Origin of the sequence: Virgisporangium aliadipatigenens (assembly GCF_016863615.1) — a bacterium.
GTDB lineage: Bacteria > Actinomycetota > Actinomycetes > Mycobacteriales > Micromonosporaceae > Virgisporangium > Virgisporangium aliadipatigenens.
The window spans coordinates 24428-39529 of record NZ_BOPF01000051.1 but is presented as its reverse complement, the minus strand read 5'-3'; the positions used below and the strand labels follow the sequence as shown (position 1 = coordinate 39529).

The 15102-nt window shown below is 71.7% G+C and carries 12 protein-coding genes; 9 read left to right on the top strand and 3 right to left on the bottom strand.

Annotated features, from left to right (window positions below; all coding sequences use genetic code 11):
• The first annotated feature begins 198 nt into the window (after nt 1–198).
• Nucleotides 199–1932, top strand: coding sequence for a substrate-binding domain-containing protein (locus Val02_RS42400; RefSeq protein ID WP_203905014.1), 1734 nt, complete (start codon nt 199–201; stop codon nt 1930–1932).
• Nucleotides 1933–2086: 154 nt separating this feature from the next.
• Here the strand turns inward: Val02_RS42400 and Val02_RS42395 are convergent, their stop codons facing one another.
• Entirely contained in the window at nt 2087–4414 is a 2328-nt protein-coding gene (locus Val02_RS42395; RefSeq protein ID WP_203905013.1) for a DUF8508 domain-containing protein, read from the bottom strand.
• 129 nt (nt 4415–4543) lie between these two features.
• Here Val02_RS42395 and Val02_RS42390 point away from each other — a divergent pair, with 129 nt between their 5' ends.
• Both Val02_RS42390 and Val02_RS42385 read left to right on the top strand, forming a co-directional pair.
• Nucleotides 4544–5614 carry an NAD-dependent epimerase/dehydratase family protein gene (locus tag Val02_RS42390; protein ID WP_203905012.1) on the top strand — a complete coding sequence of 357 codons (1071 nt, stop codon included), beginning with the start codon at nt 4544–4546 and terminating at the stop codon, nt 5612–5614.
• Nucleotides 5615–5851: 237 nt separating this feature from the next.
• Nucleotides 5852–7759, top strand: coding sequence for a S8 family serine peptidase (locus Val02_RS42385; protein ID WP_203905011.1), 1908 nt, complete (start codon nt 5852–5854; stop codon nt 7757–7759).
• Between the two features lie 68 nt (nt 7760–7827).
• Here Val02_RS42385 and Val02_RS42380 read toward each other — a convergent pair whose 3' ends face one another.
• On the bottom strand, nt 7828–8898 hold the full coding sequence (locus tag Val02_RS42380; protein ID WP_203905010.1) for a hypothetical protein: 1071 nt from the start codon (nt 8896–8898) through the stop codon (nt 7828–7830).
• Nucleotides 8899–9058: 160 nt separating this feature from the next.
• Here Val02_RS42380 and Val02_RS42375 point away from each other — a divergent pair, with 160 nt between their 5' ends.
• The 6 genes from Val02_RS42375 to Val02_RS48480 all read left to right on the top strand — a co-directional run bounded on the left by Val02_RS42375 (nt 9059) and on the right by Val02_RS48480 (nt 14202).
• A complete protein-coding gene (locus tag Val02_RS42375; RefSeq protein ID WP_203905009.1) occupies nt 9059–10825 on the top strand; it encodes a potassium channel family protein in 1767 nt (588 codons plus the stop codon).
• A gap of 55 nt (nt 10826–10880) precedes the next feature.
• Complete coding sequence (locus Val02_RS47975; protein WP_239153760.1) at nt 10881–12083, top strand: trypsin-like serine peptidase; 1203 nt, start codon at nt 10881–10883, stop codon at nt 12081–12083.
• Between the two features lie 5 nt (nt 12084–12088).
• The gene (locus tag Val02_RS42370) at nt 12089–12769 is read left to right on the top strand and encodes a phosphatase PAP2 family protein (RefSeq protein ID WP_239153759.1); all 681 of its coding nucleotides are present in this window, start codon (nt 12089–12091) and stop codon (nt 12767–12769) included.
• Between the two features lie 52 nt (nt 12770–12821).
• Complete coding sequence (locus Val02_RS42365; protein WP_203905008.1) at nt 12822–13607, top strand: DeoR/GlpR family DNA-binding transcription regulator; 786 nt, start codon at nt 12822–12824, stop codon at nt 13605–13607.
• Between the two features lie 58 nt (nt 13608–13665).
• Nucleotides 13666–13998, top strand: a complete 333-nt coding sequence (locus Val02_RS42360; protein WP_373318039.1) for a DUF3263 domain-containing protein — start codon at nt 13666–13668, stop codon at nt 13996–13998.
• Nucleotides 13999–14067: 69 nt separating this feature from the next.
• On the top strand, nt 14068–14202 hold the full coding sequence (locus Val02_RS48480) for a hypothetical protein (RefSeq protein WP_275415671.1): 135 nt from the start codon (nt 14068–14070) through the stop codon (nt 14200–14202).
• Between the two features lie 31 nt (nt 14203–14233).
• Here the strand turns inward: Val02_RS48480 and Val02_RS42355 are convergent, their stop codons facing one another.
• On the bottom strand, nt 14234–15031 hold the full coding sequence (locus Val02_RS42355) for a MerR family transcriptional regulator (protein WP_203905006.1): 798 nt from the start codon (nt 15029–15031) through the stop codon (nt 14234–14236).
• Nucleotides 15032–15102: the final 71 nt, after the last annotated feature.

Sequence of the window (15102 nt, the reverse complement as noted above, 5' to 3'; positions counted from 1 at the left end):
CGTACCCCTAGCAGGTCTGACACCGTCGTCGCCGGCAGTTTTTGCAGTGTTTGTGCAACAATGCGACCGTTACTCTTCGTGGCCTGTCCAAAAAGGCGAGTTTCGCTCGTTCTTGCAGGCGCTAGCTTGGGAGTCGCCTGCGCCCACCGCCCCACAGCTGCCTTGAGCAGCAACAACTCAGAGTTAGGGTCACGCCCCATGACCGGCCGTCACCGAAACACCACCCGCCCCGGGTCCGGTTTGCGCATCGTCGCAACGACCGTTGTGGTGATCGTGGCGTTGGCGGGAGGGGCGTACGCCTACCGGTCGTTCGCGTCCGACAACACCGGCGGCACCTGTGCCGACCCGGTCAAGCTCGCGGTCGCCGCGAGTCCCGACCTGGCGCCGGCGGTCAAGACGGCCGTCGCCGAGTGGGTGCGCAGCGGCGTGGAGGTCAGCGGGCGGTGCATCGCGGTCGATGTCGCCGCCCAGGAGTCGGCCGACGTGGCCGGTGCGCTGGCCGCCAAGACCGGTGCCGCGGTCGCCGGCCTCGCCGGCAACGGGCAGGTGCGCGTTCCCGACGTGTGGATGCCGGACTCGTCGCTCTGGCTCCAGCGCCTGGTCGCGACCGGCCAGCAGATCGTGCCGTCGACCGGCCAGTCCATCGCGCAGAGCCCGGTGGTGCTCGCGATGCCGGCGCCGACCGCGGCCAACCTCGGCTACCCCGGCACGCCCGTGGCGTGGACCGACATCGTCAAGAAGATGACCAGCGGCACCGGGCTGCGGGCCGGCATCGTGGACCCCGCGCGGGACGCGGCAGGACTGTCGGGGCTGGTGGCGTTCGGCGTGGCGGCCCAGACCGTCGGCGGCGCCGCCCAGGGGCAGCAGCTCGCCGCGGCCACGCTGCGCGGCCTGGTCACCGGCCGGTCGAGCGTGCGCGACGACCTCTACCAGCGCTTCCCCAAGGGACCCGAGGCCTCCGCGCTCGCCTCGGGGCTCGCCGCCGCGCCGCTGTCCGAGCAGGCCGTGTTCCTCTACAACGCCAAGAGCCCGGCCGTGCCGCTGACGGCCGTGTACGCCGAGCCGGCGCCGGCGCCGCTGGACTACCCGTTCGTCGCGATGCCCAGCATCGATCCGCTGAAGGCGTCGGCCGCCGACCAGCTGCGCATCATGCTCGGCACCGCCGGGTTCAAGGACCGGCTCGCCGGCGTGGGGCTGCGGGCCGCCGACGGCAGCACCGGCAAGGGGTTCCCGTCGACCGCGGGTGCGCCGCAGGGCGGTGGGCAGGGCGCGGCCGCCCCGCAGCTGGCCGTCGTGGAGAAGCTGCTGGCGAGCTGGAACGCCATGACCGCCCCGGCCCGCACGCTGACGCTGATCGACGTCTCCGGTTCGATGCTGCGGCCGGTGCCGACCGCCGGCAACGCCACCCGGATGGCCGTGACCGTGGAGGCCTCCAAGCGCGGCCTCCAGCTGTTCGACGACTCCTGGGTCAACGGCCTGTGGATCTTCTCCACCGAGCTGGACGGCACCAAGGACTACCGCGAACTGGTCCCGATCGGCCCGGTCGCCTCCAACCGCGGTCAGCTCGTCGCCGCGCTGGACGGCCTGAAGCCGAAGGAGAACGGCGACACCGGCATGTACGACTCGATCTTCGCCGCGTACCAGGCCCTGCAGAACGGCTGGACCGAGGGGATGGTCAACACGCTCATCCTGCTGACCGACGGCGAGAACGACGACAAGAACGGCCTCAACCGCGAGCAGCTGCTCGGTGAGCTCGGCAAGGTGAAGGATCCGAAGCGGCCGATCCGGGTGCTGATCATCACGATCGGCCCGGACGTCTCGCCGACCAACCTGAAGCCCATCACCGACCTGACGGGCGGCGGCGTGTTCGCGGCGCCGGACCCGGCGAAGATCGGCGAGATCTTCCTGCAGGCGATCACGACGCGCACCTGAGCCGAAGGCTAGTGGAAACCATCGGACATGAGACACGCGTCCGGGACTTACGCCTCATCCGCTGGGTACCGTTGGTGATCTACGGTTTCCGTAGACCGGTTGACCGGCATGGCGCGCCTGGGGGGCACGCCATGCCGCCACCGGTCTGACCTATTTACAGGCGCAGCCGCACGACCTGCGGGTCGTGGTCGCTGTCCTGGTCCCGGTACTCCGCGTTCAGGTGCACGACGTCGTAGTCGAACCCGCGCAGGAACAGCGGCACCGAGATGAAGATGTGGTCGAGCACCTGCGAGTTGCCGTCGAACACGTACGTGTAGCGCTCGGCCGGCGGCAGCCAGCGCGGCAGGTCCTGCAGGTACTGGTCACCGACGAGGATGTCGGCCGTCTCGGAGAACTCGAAGTCGTTGATGTCGCCGAGGACCACGATGCTCGCCAGCGGGTTGATGTTGCGGATCTGGTCGACGAACCCGCGCACCACCGTCGCCTGCTGGTGCCGCTGCACCTCGCTGGATCGGGCCGGCGGCTGGTAGCGGCCGAACAGCGGCTGGTCGCCGCCCTTGGAGTTGAAGTGGTTGGCGATGACGAAGACCGGCTTGCCCTTGTAGGAGAACTCGCCCGCCAGCGGCTTGCGCGAGTTGGCGAACGCGGCGTTCTGCGGGTCGATGCGCCCCGGCGAGGCGGTCAGCGCCGGCCGCAGGAATCCGGCCCGCCGCACGGACGTCGCCGTGGTGGCGTCGCCGCCCGGACGGTCCACAAAGGACACTCCCCGGTCGGTGCGGAACAGGAAGGCGACCCGGATGTTGCCGCCGGGTTCGCCGCCGTCGGCGCCGTTCGTGGGGTCGATCTGGCGGTACTGGTAGCGGGGGCCGCCCGCGCGCACGATCGCCTCGATGAGCAGCGCGTACGTGCGGTCGGCGGCGACCGTGCCGTCGTTCGTGGCGCCGTTGTTGTCCTGGACCTCCTCCAGGGTCAGGATGTCCGGCGACGACAGGCCGGTCACGATGCCCGCCGCGAGCCGGTCGAACTTCGGCTGCGGGTCGCCCGGGTCGAGGTTCTCGACGTTGTACGTCGCGATGGCCAGTTCGCCGTGGCGCTGGGCGCGGGTGGTCTCCCGTGGTGCGCTGCGGTCCAGGACGGCCGGCGTCGCGAGCGCGAACAGCTTGAAGTTGCCGAACGAGTAGTCGAGCACGCCGTCGACGTTGCCCGGCAGCACGTCGCCGGTGTCGGCCTGCGCGGCGCTCGCGAGGGTGTCGTCGAGGATGACCCGTTCGGCGTTGGCGTCGGCGTAGGTGTAGCGCACGCCGCCGCGCGCGGTGCGCGGGGTGCCCGCGCCGCCCGGCAGCACGGACAGTTCGCCGAACGAGTTCGTCGGGCCGGTCGCCACCGCGTCCGTGACGCGCAGCAGCATGCCCTCCAGCGACTCGTAGAAGTCGAGCGCGTTGGCGGCCGGGTCGAAGACGGTCGACGCCTCGACGTCGCCCGGTGCGTCGGTGCGCACCGGAACGGGGGCCTGCCGCCCGCCGGGGCCGAGCAGCGTCGGCGCGGGCACGGCGACGCCACGCTCCACAGTGGACACCCGCGGCTTGGTCAGCTCGGTCAGGGTCAGGTTCTCCGCGTCGTCGCCGGGGCGGTACTCGGCGACCGTGCCGATCACGTTGACCCGGTCGCCGACCGCGACACCCGGACGCGCGGAGGTGAAGACGTACAGGCCCTCGCTGGTGGCCGGGTCGGTGTCCGGCTCCGCGTCCTGGAACCAGAAGCCGCTCGCGCCGACCGCCGTGACGACGCCGGGCACGTCGGTGACGACCTGGCCGGTGAGCGGGGAGCGGTGCGCCGTGCCCTGGATCTCGCGGATGCGCTTCGGGTTGGGCTCCGGCTCCGGGTCGGGATCGGTGCCGCCGCCGGAGCTGCGCGGGTTGGGTGCGCCGGCGGTGAAGTCCGCGCCGTTGTTGTCGGTGTCGGGGCCGCCGCCGCGCAGGGCCGCCGTCGTGTTGGACAGGCCCGCTGCGGGCGTTCCCTCAAAGTCGTTTGCGGCACCGTAACCGACGAAATCCTTGGCGGACGCCGAACCGGTGACCGGGGTGGTCGAGGTCGCGAGGGCGACCTTGCCCGAGGCGGCCGACATGGCGATCGAGCCGGTGGCGTCCGGGGTCGGCAGCGGCGTCGTGCCGCCCGCGCCGGCCGCCTCCTGCACGAGGTAGTGCCCGCCCGGCGGGATGCTGCCGGTCAGCGGGGTGACCTGCCAGGAGGTGCCGCTCGCCGAGGCGTACTGCACGCTCCAGCCGGTCACCGTGACGGCGGCGGTGCCGCGGTTGTGCAGCTCGATGAAGTCGTTGGTGAAGGTGGCGCCGCTGTTGCCGCCGCCGCCGTACACCTGGCTGATGACCACGTCCGGGGAGGCCGCCGACGCGGGGTGCGCGGCGGTCAGGCTCGCCGCGACGGTCCCGGCCGCGGCGAGGATGGCTAATTTTCGGGAACGCATTCCGCGTGCCTATCAGCCGTGGAACACCCGGGTCGAGGCATGTCGGGTGAACGCAAGGGGTCAGATTCCCGGCTCGGGACGCTATCCGAATCGTGTTCGGGTCGCTGTCCCGGCGGGTAACGGATCGCCATGCGGATCGTCGTGACCGGGGCGAGCGGGAACATGGGCACCGCGCTGCTGCGCAGGCTGGCCGGAGTACCGGAGATCGGCGAGGTGGTGGGGGTGGCCCGGCGGCTGCCGCCGGCGTCCTCGCCGTACGACCGGGTCTCCTGGGTCAGGTGCGACGTGGGAGACCCGTCGGCGGTGCGCACGTTGACGGAGGCGTTCCGTGGGGCTGATGCGGTGGTGCACCTCGCCTGGCAGATCCAGCCGTCGCAGCGGCCGGGAATGCTGCACCGTTCCAACGTGCGCGGCTCCCGGCACGTCGTCGACGCCGTCGTCGCGGCGGGCGTTCCGGCGCTGGTCGTGGCCTCCTCGGTCGGTGCGTACGACCCGGGGCCGAAGGACCGCTTCGTGGACGAGAGCTGGCCGACCGGCGGGGTGCCCGGCTCGCTGTACAGCGTGCAGAAGGGGCTGGTCGAACGCCTCCTCGACGACGTCGAGCGGGACCGGCCGGAACTGCGCGTGGTGCGCGTCCGGCCCGGCCTGATCTTCCAGCACGACGCCGGTGCGCAGATCGCGCGCTACTTCCTGGGGCCGTTCGTGCCGGTGTCGCTGCTGTCCCGGCGATGGGTGCCGGTGCTGCCGCTGCCGAAGCGGTTCCGGGTGCAGTGCGTGCACGCCGCCGACGCCGCCGAGGCGTACACCCGGGCGGTGCTGTCGCCGGACGCGCGGGGGGCGTTCAACCTGGCCGTCGGGCCGGTCCTCGACCCGGGGTCGATGGCGCGGCTGCTGCACGGGAGGGCCGTCGCGGTGCCGGAGTGGCTGCTGACGCTCGCCGCGGGGGCGACCTGGCTCACCCGCCTCCAGCCGACCGACCCGGGGTGGCTGTGGCTGGCGCGTTCGGCGCCGCTGATGGACTCCACCCGCGCCCGCGTCGAACTCGGCTGGTACCCGCAGTACGACGCGTTGACGGCGCTGACCGACCTCGTCGACGGGATGGCGGCGGGTGCCGGCACGGGCAGTCCCGCGCTGCGCCCCCGCGAACCGTTGCACACAGCGATCGCCACCCACCTTCCGGGTCACGGCACCTACTACTGACCTGGACCTATGGCGGATGCGAGCTGACCCATCGTCCACTTTGGACCGGCTCACACGGCCTGGTAGTGGACTTTCATAGCCCGTAGCGTGGCTGGTCGATGCGGTATCGGTCGATGCCGCCATCCACTTGATCCGTTTCGGGAGAACGCTGTGCCAGCACACAGAGCCGGTTTATTGCTCACCGTCGCAGCAGCGGTCGTCAGTCTTACAAACGGGGGGATCGCGGCGGCGGGGCCGGTGCGCGACGGGGTCCGGGAAACCGGGCCGACGCTCGCCGAGGCGCCGCAGGCCGTCCAGGACAGATACATCGTCGTTCTGCGGGACGCGAAGGTCGCGGCGGGCCAGGTCGACGCCGCGGCGAACCGGCTCGGCTCGCGTGTCGGCGCGCGCGTCGGACACCGGTACAACAAGACCATCCGCGGCTTCTCCGCGACGATGGACGCCGCCGCGGCCCGACGGCTGGCGGCCGAGCCCGACGTGGCACGCGTCGAGCCCGTCGTGACGTACAAGCAGACCGACACGCAGACCAGTCCGACGTGGGGCCTGGACCGCATCGACGAGTACTCGTTGCCGCTCAACCGCGGCTACACCTACCCGGGCAAGGCCGACGGCGTGCACGTCTACGTGGTCGACTCCGGGATCCGGGCCGCGCACTCGGAGGTGCGGGGGCGGGTCGCGGGCGGTGTGGACCTGGTCGAGAACGACGGAAACCCCGACGACTGCGAGGGCCACGGCACGCACGTGGCGGGCACCATCGGCGGCACCACGTACGGCGTGGCCAAGGGCGTGACCCTGCACTCCGTGCGGGTGCTGGACTGTCAGGGCCTGGGCACCACCGACGACATCCTCGCCGGTGTCGAGTGGGTCACCGCCAACGCCGTCCGGCCGTCGGTGGTCAACATGAGCCTGAGCGGACCGGCCGGCACCGTCGGTTCGATCGCGGTCGACACGGCGATCACGGCGGCGATCCTGACCGGGCTGACGTTCACCGTCGCGGCCGGCAACGACGAGGCCGACGCGTGCAACTACAGCCCGGGCGACGTGCCGGGGGCGATCACGGTCGGCGCCACCGACACGATCGACTATGTGGCGGCGTTCTCCAACTACGGGAGCTGCGTCGACATCTTCGCGCCGGGCGTGGACATCGCGTCCGCGTACTACACGGGCGGCGCGGTGAGTCGCAGCGGCACGTCGATGGCGGCGCCGCACGTCGCCGGGGCCGCCGCTCTTCTCCTGGCGGGCAACCCGCTGCTCAGCCCGGCCCAGATCGCGTCGCAGCTGCGACAGGACTCGGCGGCGGCCGTGCACAACCGGCGCGGTTCGCCGAACGCCCTGCTGCAACTGCCCGACGCCAGCAACGAGGGCGCGTCGCTGAGCCTGATCGCACGGATCAACGCGCGGTTCGTCTCCGCGGCCGACAGCACGGGCGTCATGTACGCCAACAACGTGGCGCCGGGCCGGACGGAGACGTTCGAGCGGGTGGAGCTGGGCAACGACACGTTCGCGCTGCGGGTCACCGGCACCGGGATGTTCGTCTCCCTCGGCACCGACAGCAAGCTCGTGGCGGTCTCGAACGACCAGGCGCGGGCCGAGAAGTTCACCCTCGTGCCGGTCGCCGATCTCGGCTTCGGGCTGCGCGCCTCGAACGGCTCCTACGTCGCCGCGGACAACGCGGGCGCCGGTGCCCTGGTGGCCAACCGCGCGTCGGTGGGCGAGTGGGAGACGTTCGAGAAGCAGGCGCCGAACGTCGTGATCAGCCTGAAGTCGTTGGTCAACAGCTCCTACGTGACGGCCGAGAACGGCGGCGCGAGCCCACTGATCGCCAACCGGCCGACCGCCGGCGAGTGGGAGAGCTTCGACCTGGTCGAGACGGCCGACGGCTACGTGGGGCTGCGTTCGCACGCCAACGGGCTCTACGTGACGGCGGAGAACGGCGGCGCCGGCTCGATGATCGCGAACCGGGTGGCGATCGGCCCGTGGGAGAAGTTCCGCTTCTACCCGACGGGGGCCGGTACGGTGGCGATCCTCGCGCTCGCGAACAGCAAGTACGTGACGGCGGAGAACGCCGGCAAGTCGCCGCTGGTGCCGCGGGCGGCCAAGCCCGGCGACTGGGAGTTGTTCGCCCGGACGACCACGATCGTCTGACCCGACCACGCGGTTTCGCAAAAGCGGCGGCCCCGGACAGGAATTCTGTCCGGGGCCGCCGCACACCATCAGCGAAGTAGATCGGCCGGGCCGGGAACGTTCCACGGCTTGCTGTCGGCGCGCACGACCTTGGGGCCGTTCGGGCTGGGCTTGGCGCGGTGCTTGGCGGCGCCGGAGTTGCGCAGCATCGAGTCGACCATCGGGAGCGAACCGGTCTGCACCGGGCCGCTCTCCGGCAGGGCGTGCCTCGGCACGTACCGCTCGGCCGCGGAGTTCATCGTGTGCTCGCCGAGCGGGATCGGTGGGGTGTTCGGCAACGTGTTGACGTTCCCCCGAACGGGAAGGCGCCCGGCGGTGAGATCGTCCACCAGCGGCACGGTGGGAGTCTGACCCGGCGTGACGCCCACCGGGAGCGACTCGTCCCGGGCGGGCGCCTCGAAGGTCGTGGCCGAACCGACCATGTCCAGCGCGGTCTCGGCCCACCGGGAGGCGGTGTCGTCGAAGGCGAACTGCGTGCCGGGGAACGCCTTCGCGTCCTCCGTGGCGGGCAGCGGCCGCGGCGACGGGCGGCGGGTCGACTCGCCGACGAGCGGCAGGCCGGCGGTCGGCAGGGCGCCCGTGGTGGGGATGCCGGTCGCGAACGGGTCCATCGGCGGGAGGCCGTTGCCGTCGAGCGGCGTGCCGAGGCTGTTGCCGTCGGGCAGCTGCGGCGGGGCGCCGACGAGGGTGCGCGCGGGGTCGGCCTCGGCGGACTCGACGGGCAGGCCGGTCGGGATCATCGGCGCGACGTTCGGCGGCTTGCCACCGGCGAAGACGGCCCGCGGCTTGCCGGACGCGTCGGGCGCGTGCAGCGCGGCACCGAGTTCGCCGTTGTTGCGGGTCTGCTGGACGGGTGCCCGTCCGGCGAACGACCCGGCGGTGGTCTGCTGCCCGGGCGTGTCGACGGAGACGCCGGCGCCGGAGATGCCGCCGCCCATGCCGAGGTTGTTCGTCGGGTCGAAGAACTCCTCGACCAGCCCGTGGAGCGGCTGCGAACCCTGCGTCGTGGCGTCGTCGGCCTGGGCGGCACCCGCTCCGAGCAGCAGCATCCCGCCGGCGATGCCGACGGTCCCGACCGCCCGGCGAACCCACTTGTTCATGTCAGTTCCATCCGTCGTCCCGTTCCTCCCGGGCCTGTGCGTTCCGGCCCGAAAAGCAAAGTTTCAGCGCATCCATGTCATGAACGACCGAATCGGGCAAATCGTTCTGGCGGGTGCGCACGGGCGGTGGGAACTCCCCACGATCGATACCATCGCGGTAATGGCGCGCGACTCGTGGCTTGCCCGCCGGCTCCGCGCCGGTGGACCGCCCCACCGGATCGTGCGCCCGCGTTCCGCCGCCGAGGAGGCGGAGGACGACGCGCCGGTGCCGATCGCCGGGCATCTGGTCGTCTGCGGCGACGAGCCGCTCGCGCACCGCCTCGTCGAGGAACTGGTCACCCGCTACCGGCGGCACGTGACGGTGATCCTGCCGAGCCGGCGGCGCAACCACGGCCCGCAGATCGCCCGCCTGCCCAACGTGCGCATCGTCGAGGCGGACCGGCTGGACGTGGAGGCGTTCCGGCGGGCGCGGGTGGCGGGCGCCGAGTCCGTGGCGTTCGTGGGGCAGGACGACGTGGGCAACATCCACGCGGCGCTGCAGGCGCAGGAGCTCAACCCGCGCGTGCACCTCGTGATCCGGATGTTCAACCTGAGCCTGGGGCTGGGCATCCGCAACCTCTTCCGGGACTGCTCGGTCATCTCCGACGCGGCGATGGCGGCGCCGGCGTTCGTGGCGGCCGCGCTCGGCGAGGTGGCCCCGGTGCATGTGCGCCGGCCGGGGCGCACGCTGTTCGTGGCCGATCCGGCGGACGTTCCCCCGGACCGGGTGATCTGTGCGCTGTCCTCGCACGAGGGCGGCCGCACGGTGCTGCTGCCGCGCGATCCGGCCGGTGCCGATCTGGTGCTGGCGATGGCGGAGGGCCGCGACGGGTACGTCGAGCACCTGGCCACCCCGGACGTTCCGGGCCGGTTCCGGCGGTGGTTGCGGCGCCAGCGGGCCAACCCGTTCCGGGCGGTCCGGGTGCTCTTTGCCCGCAAGTTGGCCCTCGTCGCGGTCGGCCTGGTCGCGGTTCTCTTCGTGGGAACGGGGATTCTGACGTCGGTCAACCACCTGCCCTGGTACGACGCGGCATACGTGACGCTGCTGACCGCACTCGGCGGGGCGGAGCCCGACACGGCGGCCTCGACGGTCGTGAAGATCACGCAGACCGTGCTGACCGTGGTGAGCATCGCGCTCATCCCGGTGCTCACCGGTGCCGTCGTCGAGGCGGTGGTCAACGCCCGGCTCGCCATCGCGTTGGGCCGGCTGCGCGAGCCGATGTCCGGGCACGTGGTCGTCGTCGGCCTGGGCAACGTCGGCACGCGCGTCATCCGCGACCTGCACACCCGTGGCGTGCCGGTGGTGGCGATCGACCGCGTGGGCACCGCCCGGGGTGCGCAGTTGGCGCGTTCGCTGGACATCCCGGTGGTGGTCGGCGACGCCAGTCGTGCGGAGACGCTGCGGGCGGCGTCCGTGCAGTCGGCCCGCGCGCTCGTCGTGCTCTCCACCGACGACGTGGTCAACCTGGAGGCGGCGATCACCGGCCGGGAGCTGAATCCCGCGGTGCGGGTGGTGCTGCGGCTCTTCGACGGGGACTTCGCCGACCGGGTCGAACGGGCGTTCTCGATCGACGTGTCGCGCAGCGTGTCGTACCTGGCGGCGCCCTCGTTCGCGGCGGCGATGCTGCGCCGGGAGGTGATCGGCGCGATCCCGGTGGACCGACGGGTGCTGCTGATCGCCGAGATCCCCGTCTGCCGGGAGTCCACTGTGGACGGTGGAACGGTGGCGACCGTGCACGACCTGGGCGGCGTTCGCGTCATCGCGGTCAAGAACGGGCTGCACCAGCAGTGGTCGCCGGCGCTGTCGACGGTCCTCTCGGCGGGTGAGGAACTCGTCGTCGTGGCTACCCGGGACGGGCTCGGCCGAGTGGTGGAGGCCACCACGTAACCCGGAGCGACTCGTTATGCCTCCCGTGTCCGGACTTGTCGGAAGGTGGGGCGGTATGCGGCGAACGGTGGGACTCCTGGCTGCGGTGTGCGCGACGGTCGCCGCGACCGGTGTGGCACTGGCGGACAGCCAGCCGACCGCCAGGAGCGTGGCCGCGCCGGTTGTCCGTTCGGGACCGCGGGTCGGCACCGTGGAGAGCGTCACCGGCCTCATCGAACGCCAGGGAAAACTGGTCGGCGGCAAGAAGGAGCTGACCTACTCCTACCCCGGCGCCTCCTACGTGAAGGTGCACTTCAGCAAGTGGGCCCTGCGGGAGGGGGACCGCGTCACGGTCTCCGACCCGAGCGGCGCGGAGTCGTACACGTACACGGTCCCGGAGTCCCTGAACGACAGCTGGGCCATGTCGATCACCGGTGACACGGCGGTCGTGCGCCTCGAACAGGGTTCGTACGACCCGTTGGGCCTGCGCACCCGCCTGGCCGGGCTCGGCATCGGCGTCGACAAGGTGGCGCGCGGCTTCCCGACCGAACAGATCGGCGAGGACGCCGCACCGCGGAACCCGCACCGCAGCGGCCGCGAGGAGAGCATCTGCCGCGGCGGCGACGAGAAGCGCAACGCCGTCTGCTACAAGGCGGCGAACCCGGTCGCCTACAAGCGCGCGCAGGCCGTCCCGCGGATGCTCATCGACGGCGTGGAACTGTGCACCGCCTGGCGGTGGGGCCCGAACAACCGCCTGATGACCAACAACCACTGCATCTCGAACAGCTACGAGGTGCGCCACAGCGAGATCTGGTTCGGCTACGAGTGCGGCACCTGCGGGGGTTCCGACACCGGCCGTTCCACGAAGGTCTACGGCGACCGGCTCATCGCGGTCGACCAGACGCTCGACTACGCGCTCTTCTCGGTGACCGGCTTCGAGGCGATCCAGCGCTTCGGCTACCTGGAGATGGACCCGAACCCGGCCCGTGCCGGCCAGGAGCTGTACATCCCGCAGCACCCGCGCGGCCTGCCCACGATGATCGCGACGGCCGACCCGGGGGAGCGCAACGGCAACTGCGCCGTCGACAACCCCTCGTACTACGGCTACGCGGCCAACACCGACATCTCGTACTACTGCGACACCGAGGGTGGCTCGTCGGGTTCCCCGGTGATCTCGGCCAGCTCGCACAAGGTCGTGGCGCTGCACCACTTCGGCGGCTGCCCGAACTCCGGCGTGCGGATGGATTTGATCTACGACGAGGTGGGGCGGCTACTCTGACCGGCGTGCGCCGGCGAACAGACGTACTGCTGGGGCTCCTGCTCGCGGCGCTGACGGCAGCGCTCGCGGCGGGGGCCCTGCTTTCTGTGGACATCGCGGTGCGGGACTGGGTGGACAGCCACCGGCCGCCGGTCCTTTACTGGACGGCCCGCGTCCTCAATTATCTGGGCCAGGGCTGGCTGCTTCAGCTCATGTCGCTGGCCGCCGCGCTGTGGCTGGTGCGGCGGGAGCGCTCGATCCGGCCGCTGTTGCCGGTGGCCGCGGCCTACGTCTCGCTGGTGGCGCTGGTGGGTCCGGTCAAGGTGCTGACCGACCGGGTGGCGCCGCATCACGAGTCGGGCGCGGCGGAGTTCTTCACCGGCGGCATGTCGTATCCCTCGGGCCACGTGGCGAACTCGATCGTCTGGTACGGCGTGCTCGCCCTGCTGCTCGGCGGCGTGCTGAGTCCGGCGGCGCGGCGCTGGTTGCGGATCCTGCCGCCGGTGGTCGTTCTCGTGATCACCACCTATCTCGGCTTCCACTGGCTGACCGACTCGATCGCCGGCCTCTTCGCGGGACTCCTGCTCGACCGCGTGCTGCGCCGCATCGACTGGAACCGCCTGTGGCTTCCCCCGCCGGTGCGAAAGTGGTCTCACGACGTGCCGGAACTCGCACCGGAGCGGAGCGCGGGACCCGGTTTGCGCTAGTGTTCCGCGCAATACCGCGCATCAGATCTGCGCGGAACGGGCGGAGGTCGACGTGGACCGCTACGCGCGCTGGAACGCGCTGCTGGAACTCCTCACCGACAACGGTCGGGTGACCGTCGAGGAGGTGGCCGAGCGGCTGCACGTCTCGCAGGCCACCATCCGGCGCGACTTCGACCAGCTCGCGCAGCAGCAGATGATCACCCGCACGCGCGGCGGCGCCGTGGCGAACGGCGTCTCCTACGACCTGCCGCTGCGCTACAAGACCGCCAAGCACTCCGTCGAGAAGCAGCGCATCGGTGTCGCCGCCGCCGCACTCGTCGCCCCCGGCATGGTCGTCGGCCTGAACGGCGGCACCACGACCACGGAGGTGGCCCGCGCGCTGGCGGTGCGGCCCGAGCTGACCGGCGGACTCGACGACGCCCACCTGACCGTCGTCACGAACGCCCTCAACATCGCCAACGAGCTTCTCGTGCGTTCCCGGATGAAGATCGTGGTCACCGGCGGGGTGGTGCGGCCGCAGTCGTTCGAGCTGGTGGGTCCGCTCGGCGGCGGCATCCTGCGCGACGTCACGCTCGACCTGGCGCTCCTCGGTGCCGACGCCATCGACGTGCGGCTCGGCGCCGCCGCGCACCACGAGGGCGAGGCCTCCATGAACGCCCTCATGGTCGCCCGCGCCCGCCGGGTCGTGATCATCGCCGACAGTTCGAAGCTGGGCGGGCACGCCTTCGCCCGCATGTGCTCCATCGAGCAGGTCGACACGCTCATCACGGACAGCGGCGCGTCGGCCGAACGGGTCGCCGAGTTCGAAGCGGCCGGCGTCACCGTCATTTGTGCCTAGATTTGGATGCTTCTATTGTGGGCGTTCAGACATCCGTTCGAATTCTTCGAGGTGGCCGGTGACCCGCCCCGCTGACCAGGCGTCCACCGGCGCGGTGCCCGAGGCGCGCGCCACGACCGACGACGACTTCGAGCCCGCGCGGGAGGCGAAGCCGGAGCCCGAGCCGGCGGCGCTCGACGAGCGGGCCAGGGAGATCCTGGCGTTCGAACGCCGCTGGTGGCGGCACGCCGGGGCCAAGGAGCAGGCCATCCGGGACCGGTTCCAGCTGTCGGCGACGCGCTACTACGCGCTGCTCAACACCCTGCTCGACGACCCCCGCGCCCTCGCCCACGACCCGACGCTGGTCGCCCGCCTGCGCCGCCTGCGCGCCTCCAGAACCCGCCGCCCCTGACCCGTATGCAATCCGCTGCACTTCGGTGGCGGCAACCGTTCGGCTTATCTGCGCGCGACCTTCAAGGTCATGGAGTCCCTGCGGCGGGCCGAGCGCCTTCGTGAGCTGCAGGCGGCCAACCACCACCGGCTCGCCGAGCGTGGGATCCCGGCCGATGAGCTGCCAGCGCTGATCCGAGAGGCGTACAAGGGCCGATCGGCGTGACCCTGCGTTCCGGTGCTGCGGGCGCGGGAGTTCACGGCCAGGGACGATGCGATGCGGCGGCACCGGCTGCGCCGGCGCTCGTGACGGGCCAGGCGACCTCGGTGCCCTCGGGCGAGACGTACACCTCCTCGGCCGGCCCCGCCAGGTCGTGCCCGTGCGCGGCCACCCAGCGACCCAGCCCGCGATACGCCCGTTCGACGGTGTCGTAGCGGCCGTGGTGCAGCGTGGCCGCCAGCACGGCCGCCGGTAGGCGCCCCGGAGCCGTGCGGCCCGCCCGGCGCACCGGTCGCGGCACCGGCACGAACAGTTCCACGGTCAGCGTGGGGTCGTCGAGTCCGTCGCTCAGGAAGCGGCTGCCCGCCGGGCCCGCCGGTTCGATCTCCTGCTCGTCGAGCGTGTGGAAGAGGTCGGCGAAGCCGTCCTCGGAGGCGCCGGCGAGATCGCGCAGCGAGGCGTTCACGATCAGGCGGGCGGTGTGCTGGGGCGGGCGCCGGCGCAGGTACACGGTGTCCTCCTGGAGGAACGTGCGCAGCGATCCCGAGATCTCCCCGAGGCGTGCGGCGCGGGCGGCGACCCGGGCGAGGTGGCGTTCCATGGTGTCGCGGGCCTGCTCGGGTGTGTCGGCGGCCAGCATGTCGGCGATCTCCGGCAGCGGCACCTCCAGCTCGCGCAGCCGCCTGATGAGGCCGGCGCGCGGGAACTGCTCCACCGAGTACCGGCCCTCCGCCACGGGACTGAGCAGGCCCATCCGGTCGTAGGTGCGCAGTGCGCCCACGGACAGCCGGGTCGCCCGGGCGAACACCCCGACGGGCACCCCTTTGAAGATCACGCTGGAGTGTCTCCGGGGATCCCGGTCCGCCGTGTCGGGTGGACGGCCGTTCTCAGGATGATCACAGAGTG